The organism is Thermoanaerobaculia bacterium (assembly GCA_035717485.1).
Taxonomy (GTDB): Bacteria; Acidobacteriota; Thermoanaerobaculia; order UBA5066; family DATFVB01; genus DATFVB01.
Map to the genome: position 1 here is coordinate 49,491 of DASTIQ010000315.1, position 14,922 is coordinate 64,412.

Annotated in this window: 16 protein-coding genes and 2 tRNA genes; 2 read left to right on the forward strand and 16 right to left on the reverse strand. The window is 68.6% G+C overall.

Annotated elements, in window-relative coordinates; genetic code table 11:
* The first annotated feature begins 295 nt into the window (after window positions 1–295).
* On the forward strand, window positions 296–1,984 hold the full coding sequence (locus VFS34_16510; GenBank protein ID HET9796054.1) for a DUF885 domain-containing protein: 1,689 nt from the start codon (window positions 296–298) through the stop codon (window positions 1,982–1,984).
* A gap of 130 nt (window positions 1,985–2,114) precedes the next feature.
* Here the strand turns inward: VFS34_16510 and VFS34_16515 are convergent, their stop codons facing one another.
* The 5 genes from VFS34_16515 to VFS34_16535 all read right to left on the reverse strand — a co-directional run bounded on the left by VFS34_16515 (window position 2,115) and on the right by VFS34_16535 (window position 5,540).
* Window positions 2,115–2,273: a hypothetical protein gene (locus VFS34_16515; protein ID HET9796055.1), complete on the reverse strand. Its 159-nt coding sequence runs from the start codon at window positions 2,271–2,273 to the stop codon at window positions 2,115–2,117.
* Window positions 2,274–2,297: 24 nt separating this feature from the next.
* Window positions 2,298–3,104 (reverse strand): VTT domain-containing protein, encoded by an 807-nt coding sequence (locus VFS34_16520; protein HET9796056.1) that lies wholly within the window; start codon window positions 3,102–3,104, stop codon window positions 2,298–2,300.
* 66 nt (window positions 3,105–3,170) lie between these two features.
* Window positions 3,171–3,335: a hypothetical protein gene (locus VFS34_16525; protein ID HET9796057.1), complete on the reverse strand. Its 165-nt coding sequence runs from the start codon at window positions 3,333–3,335 to the stop codon at window positions 3,171–3,173.
* A gap of 179 nt (window positions 3,336–3,514) precedes the next feature.
* Window positions 3,515–4,195: a phosphatase PAP2 family protein gene (locus VFS34_16530; GenBank protein ID HET9796058.1), complete on the reverse strand. Its 681-nt coding sequence runs from the start codon at window positions 4,193–4,195 to the stop codon at window positions 3,515–3,517.
* Window positions 4,196–4,235: 40 nt separating this feature from the next.
* Window positions 4,236–5,540 (reverse strand): amidohydrolase, encoded by a 1,305-nt coding sequence (locus tag VFS34_16535; GenBank protein HET9796059.1) that lies wholly within the window; start codon window positions 5,538–5,540, stop codon window positions 4,236–4,238.
* A gap of 175 nt (window positions 5,541–5,715) precedes the next feature.
* On the opposite strand from VFS34_16535, the gene VFS34_16540 reads away from it, so the two are divergent.
* A complete protein-coding gene (locus tag VFS34_16540; GenBank protein ID HET9796060.1) occupies window positions 5,716–5,889 on the forward strand; it encodes a hypothetical protein in 174 nt (57 codons plus the stop codon).
* 254 nt (window positions 5,890–6,143) lie between these two features.
* Here VFS34_16540 and VFS34_16545 read toward each other — a convergent pair whose 3' ends face one another.
* From VFS34_16545 to hemE, 11 genes are all read right to left on the reverse strand, one after another.
* The gene (locus VFS34_16545; GenBank protein HET9796061.1) at window positions 6,144–6,503 is read right to left on the reverse strand and encodes a response regulator; all 360 of its coding nucleotides are present in this window, start codon (window positions 6,501–6,503) and stop codon (window positions 6,144–6,146) included.
* A 119-nt stretch (window positions 6,504–6,622) separates the two neighbouring features.
* Window positions 6,623–6,709: transfer RNA gene (locus tag VFS34_16550), tRNA-Leu, on the reverse strand.
* A gap of 117 nt (window positions 6,710–6,826) precedes the next feature.
* Window positions 6,827–7,330 carry a hypothetical protein gene (locus VFS34_16555; GenBank protein ID HET9796062.1) on the reverse strand — a complete coding sequence of 168 codons (504 nt, stop codon included), beginning with the start codon at window positions 7,328–7,330 and terminating at the stop codon, window positions 6,827–6,829.
* Window positions 7,331–7,432: 102 nt separating this feature from the next.
* Window positions 7,433–7,508 (reverse strand) — tRNA-Lys (locus tag VFS34_16560).
* A 152-nt stretch (window positions 7,509–7,660) separates the two neighbouring features.
* Window positions 7,661–7,882 carry a sulfur carrier protein ThiS gene (thiS, locus tag VFS34_16565; GenBank protein HET9796063.1) on the reverse strand — a complete coding sequence of 74 codons (222 nt, stop codon included), beginning with the start codon at window positions 7,880–7,882 and terminating at the stop codon, window positions 7,661–7,663.
* A complete protein-coding gene (locus VFS34_16570) occupies window positions 7,879–8,613 on the reverse strand; it encodes a hypothetical protein (protein ID HET9796064.1) in 735 nt (244 codons plus the stop codon). Before VFS34_16570 ends, thiS begins: the two co-directional genes overlap by 4 nt.
* A gap of 56 nt (window positions 8,614–8,669) precedes the next feature.
* The gene (locus tag VFS34_16575) at window positions 8,670–10,058 is read right to left on the reverse strand and encodes a tryptophanase (protein HET9796065.1); all 1,389 of its coding nucleotides are present in this window, start codon (window positions 10,056–10,058) and stop codon (window positions 8,670–8,672) included.
* Window positions 10,055–11,365 (reverse strand): protoporphyrinogen oxidase, encoded by a 1,311-nt coding sequence (gene hemG, locus VFS34_16580; protein ID HET9796066.1) that lies wholly within the window; start codon window positions 11,363–11,365, stop codon window positions 10,055–10,057. Before hemG ends, VFS34_16575 begins: the two co-directional genes overlap by 4 nt.
* Window positions 11,362–12,342, reverse strand: a complete 981-nt coding sequence (gene hemH / locus VFS34_16585) for a ferrochelatase (protein ID HET9796067.1) — start codon at window positions 12,340–12,342, stop codon at window positions 11,362–11,364. Before hemH ends, hemG begins: the two co-directional genes overlap by 4 nt.
* A 100-nt stretch (window positions 12,343–12,442) precedes the next feature.
* Entirely contained in the window at window positions 12,443–13,819 is a 1,377-nt protein-coding gene (gene hemN / locus VFS34_16590; GenBank protein ID HET9796068.1) for an oxygen-independent coproporphyrinogen III oxidase, read from the reverse strand.
* On the reverse strand, window positions 13,816–14,847 hold the full coding sequence (hemE, locus tag VFS34_16595; protein ID HET9796069.1) for a uroporphyrinogen decarboxylase: 1,032 nt from the start codon (window positions 14,845–14,847) through the stop codon (window positions 13,816–13,818). The genes hemN and hemE overlap by 4 nt, the downstream gene beginning before the upstream one ends.
* Window positions 14,848–14,922: the final 75 nt, after the last annotated feature.

A 14,922-nucleotide genomic window follows, 5' to 3' on the forward strand; every position in this document is an offset into this window, starting at 1 on the left:
CTCCGGTTCTCCTCAATGTTCATTCGGTTGGGGCACCACCAGCCTCGGGCCGGCCGGCTTGGCTCTGGTCCCGACCAGACGAGCACGGGAGCGCCCCCCTACGAAAAGCCCGCGGGGGAGACGAAGCTCTCCCGTCGGGCGAGGTTCTCCCCGAGGTACACCGGTCCGAGTGCCGAATGAATCGAAACGATCATTGAAAAAATTGCAACGGATTCTACGAGCGTTTCAGACCGAGTCAACACATATTTGCGCAAATCCGCAAACGCCTACAAAAAGCGTGCCTTATCATCGCCCGATGCTGCCGATTTTCCTCGCGCCGCTCGTTGCGGCCTCCTTCGCTCCGATCCGCGACCGCTACGTCGACCGCTACTTCGCCGCCTATCCGACCGCCGCGACCCAGGCGGGCCGACACGAACACGACCGCGAGCTCGAGGACTGGAGTCCGGCGCGGCGCCGCCGCTGGCTCGACGAGAACCGCCGGACGCTCGCCGCGATCGACGCGTGGGAACGCGCCTCTCCGGGCACCGCCGACGACCGCCTCGACGCGGAAGCGCTCGCCGCGCAGGTCCGGCGCGAGATCCACGATTTCGCCGTCCGGCGACGTCCGGACCGCGATCCGCTCTGGTGGACGGAACCGATCGGGAACGCCACCGTGTTCCTCCTGATCCGCGACGATCGCCCCGCCCGCGAGCGGCTCTCCGCCGCGGCCGCGCGCGCAACGCTCCTCCCGAGGCTGGCGGGCGAAGCGGAGAACGCCCTGTCCGCCGCCCCGCCGGGGGAAATCGCCCCCGAGCTCTGCTCGATCGCCGCCTCGCAGGTCCGCGCGAGCGCCGCCTTCTACCGGGAAGGATTTCCCCGCGTCGATGCCTCCGACGCGGCGCTTTCGCGCTCCGGCGCGCGCGCCGCGGCCGCGCTCGAGCGGTTCGCCGCGTTCCTCGACGGACTGGGCCGGAAAGCGACGGGCTCACCGCGCCTGGGGAAGGACTACGCCGAGACGTTCCGGCTCGGCACGGGGATCGCCGAGCCGATCGAGAACGTGCTGGCCGACGCCGAACGCGACCTCGCGGCCAAGCGCGTCGAGGCGGCCGCCTACGGGAGAACGATCTGGAAAAGCTACTTTCCCGATTCCGCGCCCCCGCCGGACGACCGGGAGCTCCTGCGCCGGCTGTTCTCGCGCGCCGCCGACGACCACGCCCCGACGGTCGAATCGTTCGTCGCGCAATACCGGGCGCGCGTCGTGGAGCTCGAGCGGTATCTCCGGGAGCGGAAGATCGTCACGCTCCCCGATCCGCTGACGATCTGGACGGACCGATCCCCTGCGTTCTTCGTCGGGCAGAGCGTCGGCGGAATCTACGCGGCGGGCCCGTGGGAACCCGACGCGAAGACGCTCTGGTTCCTCCCGACGCCTCCCGAGGGCGCGACGGCGGCGGAACGCGAAGCGTTCTTCCGCGACTTCAACGACCATTTCAACGCGATGATCACGCCGCACGAGACGCTTCCGGGCCACTACCTGCAGCTGAAGTTCGCCGCGCGTCACCCGCGGAAGGTCCGCGCGATCTTCGCCGACGGCGTCTTCGTCGAAGGATGGGGGACGTTCTGCGAGCGGCTGATGCTCGACGAAGGGTGGGGCGGCCCGCTCGACCGCGTCGCGCACCTGAAGAAGCAGATGGAAAACATCGCGCGAACGATCGCGGACATCCGCGTCCACACGAAGGGGACCTCCCGCGAGGAGCTGACCCGGTTCCTGCGCGACGATGCCGTGCAGGACGCGCAGTTCTCCTCGAACATGTGGACCCGCGCGATCACGAGCGCGCCTCAACTCACGTTCTACTACCTCGGTTACCGGGAGGTTCGCGGCCTGTTCGACGACGTCCGCCGCGCGCGCGGGCCCGCCTTCCGCCTGCGCGACTTCATGGACGCGATGATGGAGGACGGCCCGGTGCCGGTCGCGCACTACCGGGAGAAGATGCTGGGAAAACGGTGAGATTGCCGATGCGAGCCCGCCGATGACGGCGCCTCGTGCCACCGGCGGGATCGAAGAAGGACCGGGCTTCGCCGGTTGAGGTCATCGCCAGCGCGGCTCGGGCCGGGGGGAAGGTGGGTGGCCCGCCGGGTCAACCATGGGTCTGGTCCACTCCGGCGACGTCCGCCGCCGGTCGGATCGTGTAGAGAGTCTCTCCTTCCACGGGATGGCCCGCGTCCGCCCAGCCGTCGAGGCCTCCCTCGAGCGGCCGCACCTTCATGAATCCCTTGTCCATCAGGAGGCGAGCCACACGGGCCGCCGAGGCTTCGTTCGGTCAGGTGCAGTAGAGGACGATTTCCCGGTCGAGAGGGAGCTGAGCGATCGAGGAGTCGATCTCCTCGAGGACGAGGCGCACCGCTCCCGGGATCCGCCGCGGATCGCCCTGGACGGCGGCCCGGTTGCGGACGTCGACGATCACCGGCGCCCTTCCGGCGTCGATCAGGCTGCGAAGCTCCGCCACGGAGATCCGCGCCATCCGGAGGAAGCGGTAGAAGCGCCGCCGTTGCCACCATTTCCACCCGACGAATGCCGCGAGGAGGAGCGCCGCGATCACGAGCGCCCAGAACCCGAGCCCCTCGAGGAGCTCCGCCACGCGATCGATCGCCCTGTGGAAGACGATTCCGGCGGCCACGCCGGAGCCGGCCCAGACGAGCGCGCCCCCGGCGTCGAACAGCGCGAAGCGGAGAAACCCGACGCGCAGCGCCCCCGCGAGCGGCGGAGCGACCGTCGAGAACCCGGGGATGAACTTCGCGTAGAGGAGCGAGCCGACCCCGTGCCGCTCGAAGAGCGACTCCGTCTGGCGCACGCACGAATCGGGAGAAAGCGAGATCCCGCACACCGTCTTCAGGATCCGGTACCCGTGCCGGCGTCCGAGGACGTACCAGAGGGAGTCCGCGATCAGTGAGGCGCCGACCGCGAGGGCGAGGAGAGCCACCGTCGACAGACGCCCTCCGGCCGAGAGCGCGCCCGCCGCGACCAGGGTCGGAATCGCGGGGACCGGGAGACCGAGCTGCTCCAGCAGGACGTTGGCGAAGACGAGCGGCAGACCGTGCCGCGCGAGCTGCTCGATCAGCGCGTGCACGGCGCAACCCGGGTCGACGCGGCGGGATTTCGGGACAACATCGCGCGGTAGCTTACCGCGGCGGGGTCACTCCTCGGATTGGCCCTCGTGAGTCTCGGGGTCGGAGGCGGGCTCCGAGTAGCCGCACTTCGAGCAGCGGAAGAATTCTTCCACCAGCGCCCTGTCGATGAGCGGAACGAGGAACACCTCTCCGCACTGAGGGCATTTCTTGGCGATTCGCGGCTCGCTCATGGACGGCCTCCCCATCCGACCGTCGATCAAAAGTTGTATTTGTTCGCTAACCGCAATCCGCACGCCAAGGCGGTATTGCAGAATTTTACTTCTATTTCAACGATTTAGAACGCAATCCCGGCGGGCGCCGATTGATTTTCTGTCAGCCGCCCGATCCCGGCGGTGACAAAAAGACGCACTCAGCCCCCGCCGGCAGCGGCGATGTGTCGCGCCCTCCGGGCGCGGTGTTCGGCGACCGCGAAGACCAGCGTCAGCCAGGCGAAGCCGATCGTCCAGCCGCCCAGGACGTCCGTCGGCCAGTGAACGCCCAGCGCCACGCGGGACGACCCGACGAGGACGACGGCCGCAAATCCCGTGGCGAGGTACGCGGCGGCATGACGTCCCCGTTTCGCCGAGGCGGCCGCAAGGCCGGCGACCGAACCGAAGAACGCCGCGGACAATGCCGAATGGCCGCTGGGAAACGAGTATCCGATCGCGTGGGCGAGCGGATCGAAGAGCCCCGGCCGCGCCCGATGGAAGAAACGCTTGAAGAGCTGCACCCAGATGACCGCGCCCGCAATGGACACGAGGAAAGCCCGAAGGCGGCGCCACGCCCGGATCCGGCCGAGGAAGAGAGCCACCGCGAGCGATCCGGCGGCGATGAAGGTCGTGCTCCCGAAGAAGGAGACGACGCGGAGGGCCGCCGTGAGCGGCGCGGCGATCCAACCGTGCACGCCGAGCTCGATCCGGCGATCGAGCGGCCCTCCGAGAGGAAGGCGCGCGGCCGCCCGCGCGAGCGCGGTGAAGGCGACCGCGAGAACGGCCGCGATCGCGAAGAGGCTCTCCGCCTGATGCCAGGCGCGCGGACTCGGGCGCGTCACGCGGGCGAGCTCATGCCGGAATCTCGGCGCCCGAGCCGGGTTACTTCTCCAGCAGGTCGAGGAGCACCGCCACTTCGGACCGGATCCCCGTCGTGATGGTCGCCTTTCGGTCGGGCGCGAAGAGCGCCGAATGGAGGGAAGGAAGCCGCCTCCCCTCCCGTCTCGCGGACTCCCAGGCTGCCGGTTCGGCGGCCCCGAGACGGTAGATCACGGACGGGACTCCGGCGCGGCCGAACTCGCTGAAGTCCTCGGACGCCGTCTCGGGCGGGAGCGCCGAGACTTTCTCGTTCCCGAGCTCGCGCCGGAGCGCCGCCGCGACCCTCTCCGTGAGCGCCGGGTCGTTGACCGTGACGTTCGAGCTCACGTCCACGATCTTCACCTCCGGAGGTTTCGGGGCGGCCGCCGCCTCGGCTTCCGCCTTGGCGATGCGGGCGATCCCGGCGAGAAGCCGCTGCCGGACCTCCTCGCGAAACGCCCGGACCGTGAGCTGAAGACGCACTTCGTCCGGGATGATGTTGTGCTTGGTTCCCCCGTGGATCGAGCCGACGGTGACGATCGCGGGGTCGAGAGGGTCGTTCTCCCGGGAAACGAGGGTCTGGAGCGCGAGCACCGTCCGCGCGGCGATCACGATCGGATCGACGCTCGCCTCCGGATGCGCGCCGTGAGCGCCCTTCCCGAAGATGGTGAGGTCGACGGAATCCGCGCTCGAGAGCGCGGGACCGGACGTATAGCCGACCGAGCCCGACGGCAGCGTGGGGATGTCGTGCAGCGCGATCACCGCGTCGGGTTTCGGGAAGCGCGTGAAGAGCCCGTCGTCGAGCATCGCGCGGGCGCCGATCCCCCGCTCTTCGGCGGGCTGCGCGATCACGACGAGCGTCCCGGTCCACCGGGACCTCTCGCGGGAGAGAAACGTCGCGGTACCGAGCCAGGCGGCCATGTGGACGTCGTGCCCGCACGCGTGCATCACGCCGACATCCCGCCCGGAGTCGTCCTTCGTCCGTTCCCGGCTCGCGTACGGCAGCCCGGTCTTCTCCTCGAGAGGGAGCGCGTCGAGCTCGGTCCGGAGCATCGCGGTCTTCCCGGGACCGTTGCGGAGGACCCCCACGACGCCGGTTCCGCCCACGTGCTCGGTGACTTCGAAGCCGAGCTTCCGGAGATCGCCCGCGAGGATCGATGCCGTGCGCGTCTCGTGGAGAGAGAGCTCGGGGTGCCGGTGGATGTCCAGATATACCGGCTCCATCTCCGAATACAGCGCCTCGAGCTTCGCCGCCGGGATCGCCGGTTCGGCACGGCCGGTTCGCGCGCCCACGAACGCCGCGAGGATCAGGATGCCCCACCTCTTCATCGGGTTCCTCCGGCGGGGATTATCGCAGACGAGCCGGGACGAGGTGGCAGAACGATTGCAGTCCCCGGGAGGCATGCTTCGAACTCGAGACCGAACGGCAGCGGCTGAGCCCGCACCGATCCGAACGGCGGCGCGGGCGCAATTCGTCCGGCTGCTGCGCGACGAGTCCGAGGAAGTGGGGGCCGAGATCCACTACCGCTCGGGCGACGGCGAGCAGACGAAGGTCTTCTTTCGGGACCGGGAGAGCCTTCGCGCGCATATCGGCGAGCTGCGGCGCGCGGGCGCCGACGTCGTCGAAGAGGAGACCGCCCTCAACGCGATGATCGCGGCCGGGAGGCCGGGAAACTGAGGGGGAAAACGGGAGAGTCGTCCCAGCGCCGCGACGAGGAGTGGGAATTCGGCTTCCCGGAATGGCGTCTCTCCGGTCCTCGATACGCCGTCGTCAACCGGCGGCGCCGGTCGGAAAAGCACGACGCGCAGTAGTACTTCCCTCCCATCGGGAAGAGGTGGAGCGTCTCGTGGCACCGCTCACAGATCCCGTTCACGGCTTTTCTTTCCTCGTCGTTCCGCTTTCGACACTTCGGCACGCAAGAAATCGGCCAGTCAATCGCAGTGCTCCCGGACGAGCGCCATCAGCCGAACGGGGTCGAAGGGCTTGAGAAGGAAGCCCTGGAAGTTGAGGTCCGCCTCCCGGCCGGCGAGATCGCTCGTTCCGCTCAGCATGATGACCGGGATCTTCGCGAGTTCCGGATCGCGGTTGCGGAGCTCGAGGAATTCCAGGCCGTTCATCACGGGCATCTTCAGGTCGAGGAGAACCAGGCACGGGCGCGGCGACGCGCGGAGCCGCTCCCACCCTTCGGCGCCGTCTCCGGCCGCCGTCACCTCCGCTCCCTCCCCGCGGAGGATCTCGACGAGGACTTCGCGCACCTCCTCGTTGTCTTCGACGACCAGAACCGGGCTCATCCCGCTCCTTCCGTTCACGCCGGAAACGATCGGTCGTTTCCGCCGACGGGAATTGCAGATTGAGTGCCATTCCGGAACGCCTCCTTTGGAATTCCCGCCCGGGTGAACGAGATCTTGCTTGGTGGGGGCAGAGAGATTCGAACTCTCAAGGGATTGCTCCCAACAGGTCCTAAGCCTGTCGCGTATGCCAGTTCCGCCATGCCCCCGGGTCCGCAGGATAACCGCAACGGCCGAAGCGGGCATGGCGCTGTCGGCAATGCTCTGGAAGGAACCGGCGGTCGCGCGCAGGGCTACGTGGATGGACCGGCGCTCCCGGCGCCGCGCTACTGCTGGAGCGTCAGGGTGATCGACGCCTCGGCGTCGCCCGCATGGACCTCGTCCGAGGTCAGCTCCGCGGTCACGGTCACCGGCACGTTGTTCGTGCCGCCGCCGAGCGTGCCGTGCAGATGGATCGTGCCCGAGGACTGCGAGTTCTTGTCGATGGTGCCGAAGGAGAAGTCGGCCGTCCCGCCGTTGGCTCCATTCGACGAGGAGACCGTTCCCCCGCCCGAGGTCACCTCGGCGGACTCGATGACGATGGGCGGCGGAAGGACGACGTGGACGTGGACGTCGTGCAGGACCGAGAAGCCGAGGTTCCGTGCCTTGACGTCGACGTTGAAACTCTCCCCCGACGCCACCGGTGCCGACGGCCCCCCGAGCTCCACCTGTGCGAGCGAGCCGCCCGTCGGGGTCGTCCCGTGATCGCTGTTGTCGTTGCAGGCGACCCCGCTCGCCAGCGCAAAGGCCGCCGCGGCGAAGATCGTCGAGAAGCGTCGAAATCCCCTCATGCCCGGCGGTAGCAGCAACCCCGGTGCCAGTATTCCGCGGGGTGGGTCCGGAATGAACGCTCTTCGCGATCCGAGTCCCGCGAGCGTCGTGAATGCGACGGATGGTGAGGCGTCAGGGAATCGAACCCTGAACCTAGAGATTAAGAGTCTCTTGCTCTGCCAATTGAGCTAACGCCTCAACGGAGCCGGAGGATACGGGAAAGGACCGGGTCGCGCAAGAGCGGAGCTCCTCGGCCGATCGATCCCGGAGATCGCTTCGCTCCGCTCGCGACGACGGAGAGCTTTCGGGAGAATTTCGAAACTTTCGTCGACCCGCGGGAGGCGCGCCTCTTACCCGCCGCCGACGAAGGTCACCACTTCCAGGTCGTCCCCCTCGTGCAGCACCGTCTCCGCGTACTGCGTCTTCGGCAGGATCTCGCGGTTGTATTCGACCGCGACGCGCGGCATCGAGACGCCGAGCGAAGCGAGGAGATCGGCGACGCGCGTGTCGGGTCCGACCGCCCGGGGCTCGCCGTTGACGCGGATGCGGACTTCTGCCGCCGCTCCGCTCACCCTCGATGCCTCAGGAGGTACTTGATCTCGTTGCTTCCCGTTTCCGACGTGGCCTGGATGATCAGCGCCGCGTTCCCGTTGCGGTAATCGGGAAGCTTGCAGTGCGCGATGCACGAGCCGTCGGAGGCGGTCTTCCCCTGGAACACGACGGTCGGCTTGTCCACGGTCGAGATGATCTTGACGAGGATCGCCGCCCCGATGATCGGCCGGCGGGAGAGCGACGTCTCGGCCTTGACGCGGATCTCGACGTTCTCTCCCAGATAGAACTCGGGAGAGGAGTAGAGCGTCAGGTCGAGATGCTCCTGGGAAACCTCGGAAGCGAGATAGTCGAGGATCACCTGGTCGAGCGTCTTCTCGTCCGCCTTGGCCGTCCGGTCGACGACGACCGCCCCCGCGGGAATGTCGATCGAGCCGCTCGAGGGTGCCACGAGCACCGCCTCGAAGGAATCCTCCTTCGGGGCCTTCGCCGCGGCTCCGCTCGTGGTATCGAACCGGCCGCGCTGCACCGCGGCGATCATCTTGCGGTGCTGCGATTCCATCATTTCCTGAACGGCGGCCGTCCCCCCGCCGTTCCGGATCGAATCGCCGTAGGGAGTCTTCTTCGAGGCGATGATCTCCCCGCCGACGTAGACGAGGGATTCGACGAACGGGTTGTCCTCGCCCTTGTCTTCCGTCTGCACGTGGAATACCCGGTCGCCGTGCTTGATGTCCGTGTTGAATCCGGTGATCACGCGCTTCTCCGCACCGCGCGGATTTTATCCCAGCGAGGGGAACTCCGCCGGCTTCGCTACGCGATGGCTTCGAACTCGGCGGTGAAATGCCGGAGGTAGGGCGCCTGCTTGACGATCCTCACGCCGCCGATCGCGCTCCGATTCCGGAAGCATTCGAGCACCACTTCCGCGACGTAGTCGAGGTGCGTGTTCGAGTAGACCCGCCGCGGAATGGTGAGCCGGACGAGCTCGAGCTCCGGAGCGATCTCCTGGCCCGTTCGGGGGTCTCGCCGGCCGAACATCACCCCTCCGATCTCGACGGAGCGGACTCCCCCTTCGCGGTACAGCGCGACCGAGAGCGCCTGCGCGGGGTACTGCGACGAGGGAAGGTGCGGCAGGAAGCGCCGGGCGTCGAGATACACGGCGTGTCCTCCGACCGGCCGGACGATCGGAACGCCGCCGTCCACCAGACGCTGCCCGAGCCGGCGGACCTGCCCGATGCGGAAGTGGAGGTAGCGCTCGTCGAGCACTTCGCGGAGCCCGCGGGCGACGACTTCGAGGTCGCGTCCCGCGAGGCCGCCGTAGGTTGGAAAGCCCTCGATGAGGACGAGCTTGTTCTTCAGGCTCTGGACCCAGGTGTCGTGGCGCAGCGCGAGGAAGCCGCCGATGTTGGCGAGCCCGTCCTTCTTCGCGCTCATGGTGCACCCGTCGGCGAAGGTGAAGATCTCGCGCACGATCGAGATGACCGACCAGTTCTGGCACGCGGGCTCCCGCTCGCGGATGAAATACGCGTTTTCGGCGAAGCGACAGGCGTCGATGATCAGGGGAACGTCGTGCTTCTCGCACGCGGCCTTCACGGCGCGGACGTTCTCGAGGGAGACGGGCTGTCCGCCCCCGGAGTTGTTCGTCATCGTGAGCATGACGAGGGGAACCCGGCCGGGGTTCTTCTGGAGCGTCTCCGCGAGGCGGCCGACGTCCATGTTTCCCTTGAACGGGTAGTCGGAATCGAGGTCCTTCGCCTCCGGAACGACGAGGTCGAGCGCGACGCCGCCGTTGGCCTCGATGTTGGCCCGCGTCGTGTCGAAATGCGTGTTGTTGGGGACGATCCAGCCGGGCTTAAGCACCGTCGAGAAGAGAAGGTTCTCGGCGACCCTCCCCTGATGCGTGGGGATCACGAAGGGAAAGCCGAAGATCTCCCGGACCGTCGTCTCGAAGGAGAAGAAGTTCCGGCTCCCCGCATACGACTCGTCGCCGCGCATCATCGCCGCCCACTGCTCGTCGGACATCGCCGAGGTTCCCGAGTCCGTCAGGAGATCGATGAACACGGCCTCCGAGGGAACCGCGAAGAGGTTGTAACCGGCCTTCTTGAGATGCTTCTCCCGCGCCCGGCGATCGAGGAGCTGGATCGACTCCACGACCTTGACGCGCCACGGCTCGGGAAGGATCCGGGAAAGATCGTCGGTCATCGGGCCGCGATTATCGCATTCTCGACGACGTCCCCGACCGAGATCCCGCCGCGGTAGTTGCCGAGGAAGCGCAGCCCCGGGAGCGCCGCCTCCGCCTCCGCGAGCGCCCGCATCCGCGCGCCGTGCCCCGCTTCGTACTGCGGGATCGCCGCGGCATAGCGCGTCGTTCGGAGGATCTCGACGGCCTGCGTCGAGCCGAGAGCGCGGCGGGCGTCCGCGTCGACCGCGTCGGCGACGGCCCGGTCGTCGAGCCTCGCGCCCCCGGGATTGCGCCGTCCGCCCAGAAAAAACGTCAGCAGGACCTTCCCGGCGGGAGCCCGCCCGGGAAAGAGGGCCGAGCTCCAGACGGCGCCGAGGACGGGCTCGCCGGGACGCGGCGCGAGGAGATGGCCGAATCCGAGGGGGGGCCGCGCGAAGGCGGGGGCCGCCCAGGCGCAATGCGCGACGCATACCTCGGGCGCGGCGATCTCGGAAAGCGCGCGAGACGCCGCGGGGGCCGCCGCCGCGACGATGCGGGCCGCGGCGGCGGCGGGCGCGGCCACGACGACCCGGCGGGCCAGCCGGTTTCCGTCGTCGGAAGCGAACAGCCGCCATCCGTCGCCCGTCCGCTCGATCCGCTCGACCGCGACGTTCGCCCGGAACCTCTCGCCGAGCCCCTTCGCGAGCGCGCGCGGGAGCGTTCCGAGGCCGGACGCGAACGACATCAATCCCTTCGGCTTCGGCCCCGCCGGCTTCGGCCCCTTCTTCCGGGACTTCCAGAACCCGCCGATCACGCTGCCGTGCTCGCGCTCGAGCTCGACGAGCTTCCCGAAGGCGTCCGCCGCGGTGAGCTTCCGCGCATCCCCGGCGTAGATTCCCGAAACGAAGGGCTCGAGGAGCTTCCCGGCGATCGCCGGCCCGAAGCGCCGGGCGACGAAATCGTAGGCGCTCTCGTCCCCGGTGGCCGCGCGCCCGCGCACGAAGGGCTCCGCCGCCGCGCGGAGCATCGCCCACGGCGACAGCACGCCGAACGGGATCTTCCGGAGGCGTCCGCCGATCTCCACGAAACGCGGGAGGCGCGGATCGGAAAAACGCATCTCCTCCGCGATGCCGAGCTCGGCGGCCAGGGCGAGGAGGGCGGGAGTCGGCCGTACCGTATTCGGTCCGAGCTCGAGGAGATACCCGTCCTGCTCGACCGTCCGGACGACTCCGCCGGGAAGGGCGCCGCTCTCGAGAAGGACGACGTCCGCTCCCGCGCGGACGAGCGCATGGGCGTGGACGAGCCCGGAGAGGCCCCCGCCGATCACGACGGTCTCGATCTCGTTCACTGCCAGAACTCCTTCCGCTCGTCGATCATGCGGGCGAGCGACGCCAGGAACGCGGGGTGCGCGTTCAATCCCGGCGTCCGGCGGAAATGCGCGATCCCCGCGTCGGCCGCCGCGCGCGCGAAGAGCTGGTCGATTTCGAACAGCGTCTCGATGTGGTCGGTCACGAACGCGATCGGGACGACGAGCACCTGCTTCTCCCCTTTTCGTCCCAGCTCGGCGAGGACGTCGGCGGTCTGGGGACCGAGCCACTCGACCGGGCCGAGCTTCGACTGGTACGCGAGTCCCGTCCGGCGCTCCGGGCCGATCTCCCGCGCGATCGCGGCCACGGTCTGCCCGATCTCCCGTTCGTAGGGATCGTTCTCCTCGGTGACGAGCTTCTTCGGGATCGAATGCGCCGAGAAGAGGACGTAGGTCGCGCCCGGCGCCGTGTCGGGGAACGCCGCGAGCTCCCGCCGGATGAGATCGGCGTGGGCCGCGACGAAGCCGGGGTCGGCCGGAAACGAGCCCGTCTCGAGCAGCGTCGCCACTCGCGCGTACCGGTGCACGGCTTCCCGCGATCGGTCGAGCGCCCCCTTCGTCGTCGTCAGGGAGTACTGCGGATAGAGGGGAAGCGCGAGGAACCGGCGGCAGCCGCCCGCCGCCAGCTCGGCCACGACGTCCTCGACCAGCGGCCGGGAGCAGGTCATCGCGGTCCGCACGGCGACGTCGCGGCCGCGAGAGCGCAGGAGGGCCTCGACTCCCGCGGACTGCTCGTCCGTCAGGCGCCGGATCGGTGAGCCCCCGCCGATCGCGGCGTACATCTTCTTCGAGGTTCCGGCGCGGCTCAGAGCGATGGATGCGGCGATCGCCCGCCGGAGGATCCCGGAGCGGACGCGGATCACCTCGGGATCGGCGAAGAGCCGATAGAGGAATCCCCGCACGTCCGCGAGCGTCTCGGGCCCGCCCAGCTGCAGGAAGAGAACGGCGCGATCCGTCATTCCGCCGGGCGCAGATCCGCCCGCCCGCCGGAGAGCCGGGCGAGAAGGCGGAGTGATCGCGCCGGAGCGTGTCGCGACGCGCGCGAAGCGCCAAGCCGGATCACAGCGTGCGGGAGAACATCGGCTTCTCGGAGGCGGCCGCCAGGTATGCGTCGAACGGCATCGCCAGGTTCCGCAGGAAGATCCGGCCGAGCGACGTCGCGCGGATCTCCCGGTCGGAGATCTCGACGAGGCCGTCCTCCCGGCACTCCTCGAGCTTCGCGAGCGCGTCGCCGAACGTCTCGTCGAAGGGCACGCCGAACTGCTCCTCGATCTCGGTCTTGACGATCACTCCGTGGCAGAGGAGGTTCTGGATGACGACCCGCCGCAGCCGGTCGTCGGCGGAGAGCCGGAAGCCGCGCATCGTCGCCGGGCCGCCGCGCTCCATGGCCGCGCGATAGGCGGGGAGGTCGCGCTGGTTCTGGACGTACGCGTCGGCGATTCCGCCGATCGAACTCATCCCGAGGCCGAACAGGTCCGTGCCCGCCTTCGTGGTGTAGCCCTGGAAGTTCCGCCAGAGCGTGCGGTTGCGGCGCGCCCGCGCGAGTTCGTCGTCGGGCCGCGCGAAGTGGTCCATCCCGATGTACTCGTACCCCGATTCCGTGAAGCGGGAGAGCGCGGTCCGGAAGATCTCGAACTTCTCGCGCTCGGTCGGGAGCTTCGGTTCGTTGACGCGCTGGTGCTTCTTCATCCACGGCACGTGCGCGTAGGAATAGACGGCGAGCCGGTCCGGGCCGATCGAGAGGATCTTGTCGATCGTCCGGCGAAACGATTCGGGCGTCTGGAACGGGAGCCCGAAGATCAGGTCCATGTTCACGCTCTGGAAGCCGAGGGAGCGCGCCGCCTCGACGAGGTCGCGGGTGGCTTCGTACGGCTGGACGCGGTTGACGGTCTCCTGCACCTTCGGATCGAAATCCTGGACGCCCATCGAGAGGCGGTTGAATCCCCCCTTGCGCAGCACTTCGAGGTGCGCGCGCGTCGTCACGCGCGGATCGATCTCGACGCCGAGCTCGGCGTCGGGCGCGAACGTGAAGGCGCCGTGGAGCGCCTCGGCGAGCCGATCGAGCCGCTCCGGATCGAAGTACGTCGGCGTTCCCCCGCCGTAGTGGAGCTGGACGACGGGCCGCGACCGATCGACCCGCTCGGCGAGCCACGCGATCTCCTTCCGGAGAAGCGCGAGGTATCCCTCTTCGGTCCGGTGATTCTTCCCGGTGATGACGACCGTGCAGCCGCAGAAGAAGCAGAGCTTCTCGCAGAACGGCAGGTGCAGATACAGCGAGAGAGGCGCCGGCGCCTCGGCCGCGTTCGATTCCGCGATCAGCTTCTCGTAGTCCGGCGGGCCGAAATCGTCCCGCCACGACGGCGCCGGCGGATAAGAGGTGTAGCGGGGTCCCGCCACGTTGTACTTGTGGAGCAGCTCGTAGGGAACGTCGTTCATGATTTCCCCCGCACCGCGTCGTAGTACGCGGAGACGGATTCGATCGGAGTCTCCGGCAGGATGCCGTGTCCGAGGTTGACGATGTGGCCGAGCCCGCCCGTCTCGGCCATGATTTCCGCCACGCGCGCCGCGACGGATTCCGGCGTCCCGAAGAGCAGGGCCGGATCGAGATTTCCCTGGAGCGCCCGGCCGGGAAGCCGCCGCCGCACTTCCCCGAGCGAGCAGCGCCAGTCGATCGACAGCACGTTCGCCCCGGTTTCCGCCGCCGCTTCGAGGATCCCGGCGATTCCGTTGACGAAATAGATGACGGGCTTGCCGAGCCGTTCGAGCTTCGCGATCGCGTCCCGCACGTACGGTAGCGCGAATTCCCGGTACTCGGCGGGCGAGAGCTCCCCCGCCCACGTGTCGAAGAGCTGGACCGAGTCGGCGCCCGCCTCGAGCTGGGCCGCCAGGTAGGCGGCGACCATTCCCGAGAGCTTCGTCAGGAGCGCTCGCAGCGCCCGCGGCTCGCGCGTCATCATCCTCTTGATCACCGTGAAGTTCCGGGAGCCTCCCCCCTCGACCAGATAGGAGGCGAGCGTCCACGGCGCGCCGGAGAACCCGAGGAGCGCGGCCGAATCTCCGACCGAGGCCCGAAGCGAACGGAGGATGTCCATCACGAAACGGGTCTCCCCCTCGGGATCGAACCCCCGAAGCGCCTCGACGTCGGCGGCGGTCCGCACGGGACGGCCGAGCTTCGGCCCCCCGTCGTCGATCTCGACGGGCGCGCCCATCGCGCGGATCGGCACGAGGATGTCCGAAAAGAGGATCACGGCATCCGGCCGGAACCGCTCGAACGGCTGGAGCGACACCTCGACGGCGGCTTCGACGTCTTCGCAGAGCCCGAAGAAAGAGAGCCTTTCCCGCACTTTGCGGTACTCGGGCAGATACCGGCCGGCCTGGCGCATCATCCACGCCGGCGGACGATCGACCGCCAGGCCTCGCGCGGCATCGAGAAACCGGCGGCGCGGCGTGATCGTTTCCATCATCGTTTTCGATTCTATGCTGCCGCTCCGGGAGCGAATGATCCGTTTGCACCATTTGCTCCCTTCCGATCCCCGCTA

What these genes read in the sequence shown, in the direction of transcription:
- VFS34_16535 (HET9796059.1), bottom strand. Translation starts at nt 5,540, where the DNA reads ATGAAGAGGTGGGGCATCCTGATCCTCGCGGCGTTCGTGGGCGCGCGA.
- VFS34_16575 (HET9796065.1), bottom strand. Translation starts at nt 10,058, where the DNA reads ATGACCGACGATCTTTCCCGGATCCTTCCCGAGCCGTGGCGCGTCAAG.
- VFS34_16525 (HET9796057.1), bottom strand. Translation starts at nt 3,335, where the DNA reads ATGAGCGAGCCGCGAATCGCCAAGAAATGCCCTCAGTGCGGAGAGGTG.
- VFS34_16555 (HET9796062.1), bottom strand. Translation starts at nt 7,330, where the DNA reads ATGAGGGGATTTCGACGCTTCTCGACGATCTTCGCCGCGGCGGCCTTT.
- VFS34_16545 (HET9796061.1), bottom strand. Translation starts at nt 6,503, where the DNA reads ATGAGCCCGGTTCTGGTCGTCGAAGACAACGAGGAGGTGCGCGAAGTC.
- hemN (HET9796068.1), bottom strand. Translation starts at nt 13,819, where the DNA reads ATGAACGACGTTCCCTACGAGCTGCTCCACAAGTACAACGTGGCGGGA.
- hemH (HET9796067.1), bottom strand. Translation starts at nt 12,342, where the DNA reads ATGACGGATCGCGCCGTTCTCTTCCTGCAGCTGGGCGGGCCCGAGACG.
- VFS34_16510 (HET9796054.1), top strand. Translation starts at nt 296, where the DNA reads ATGCTGCCGATTTTCCTCGCGCCGCTCGTTGCGGCCTCCTTCGCTCCG.
- hemE (HET9796069.1), bottom strand. Translation starts at nt 14,847, where the DNA reads ATGATGGAAACGATCACGCCGCGCCGCCGGTTTCTCGATGCCGCGCGA.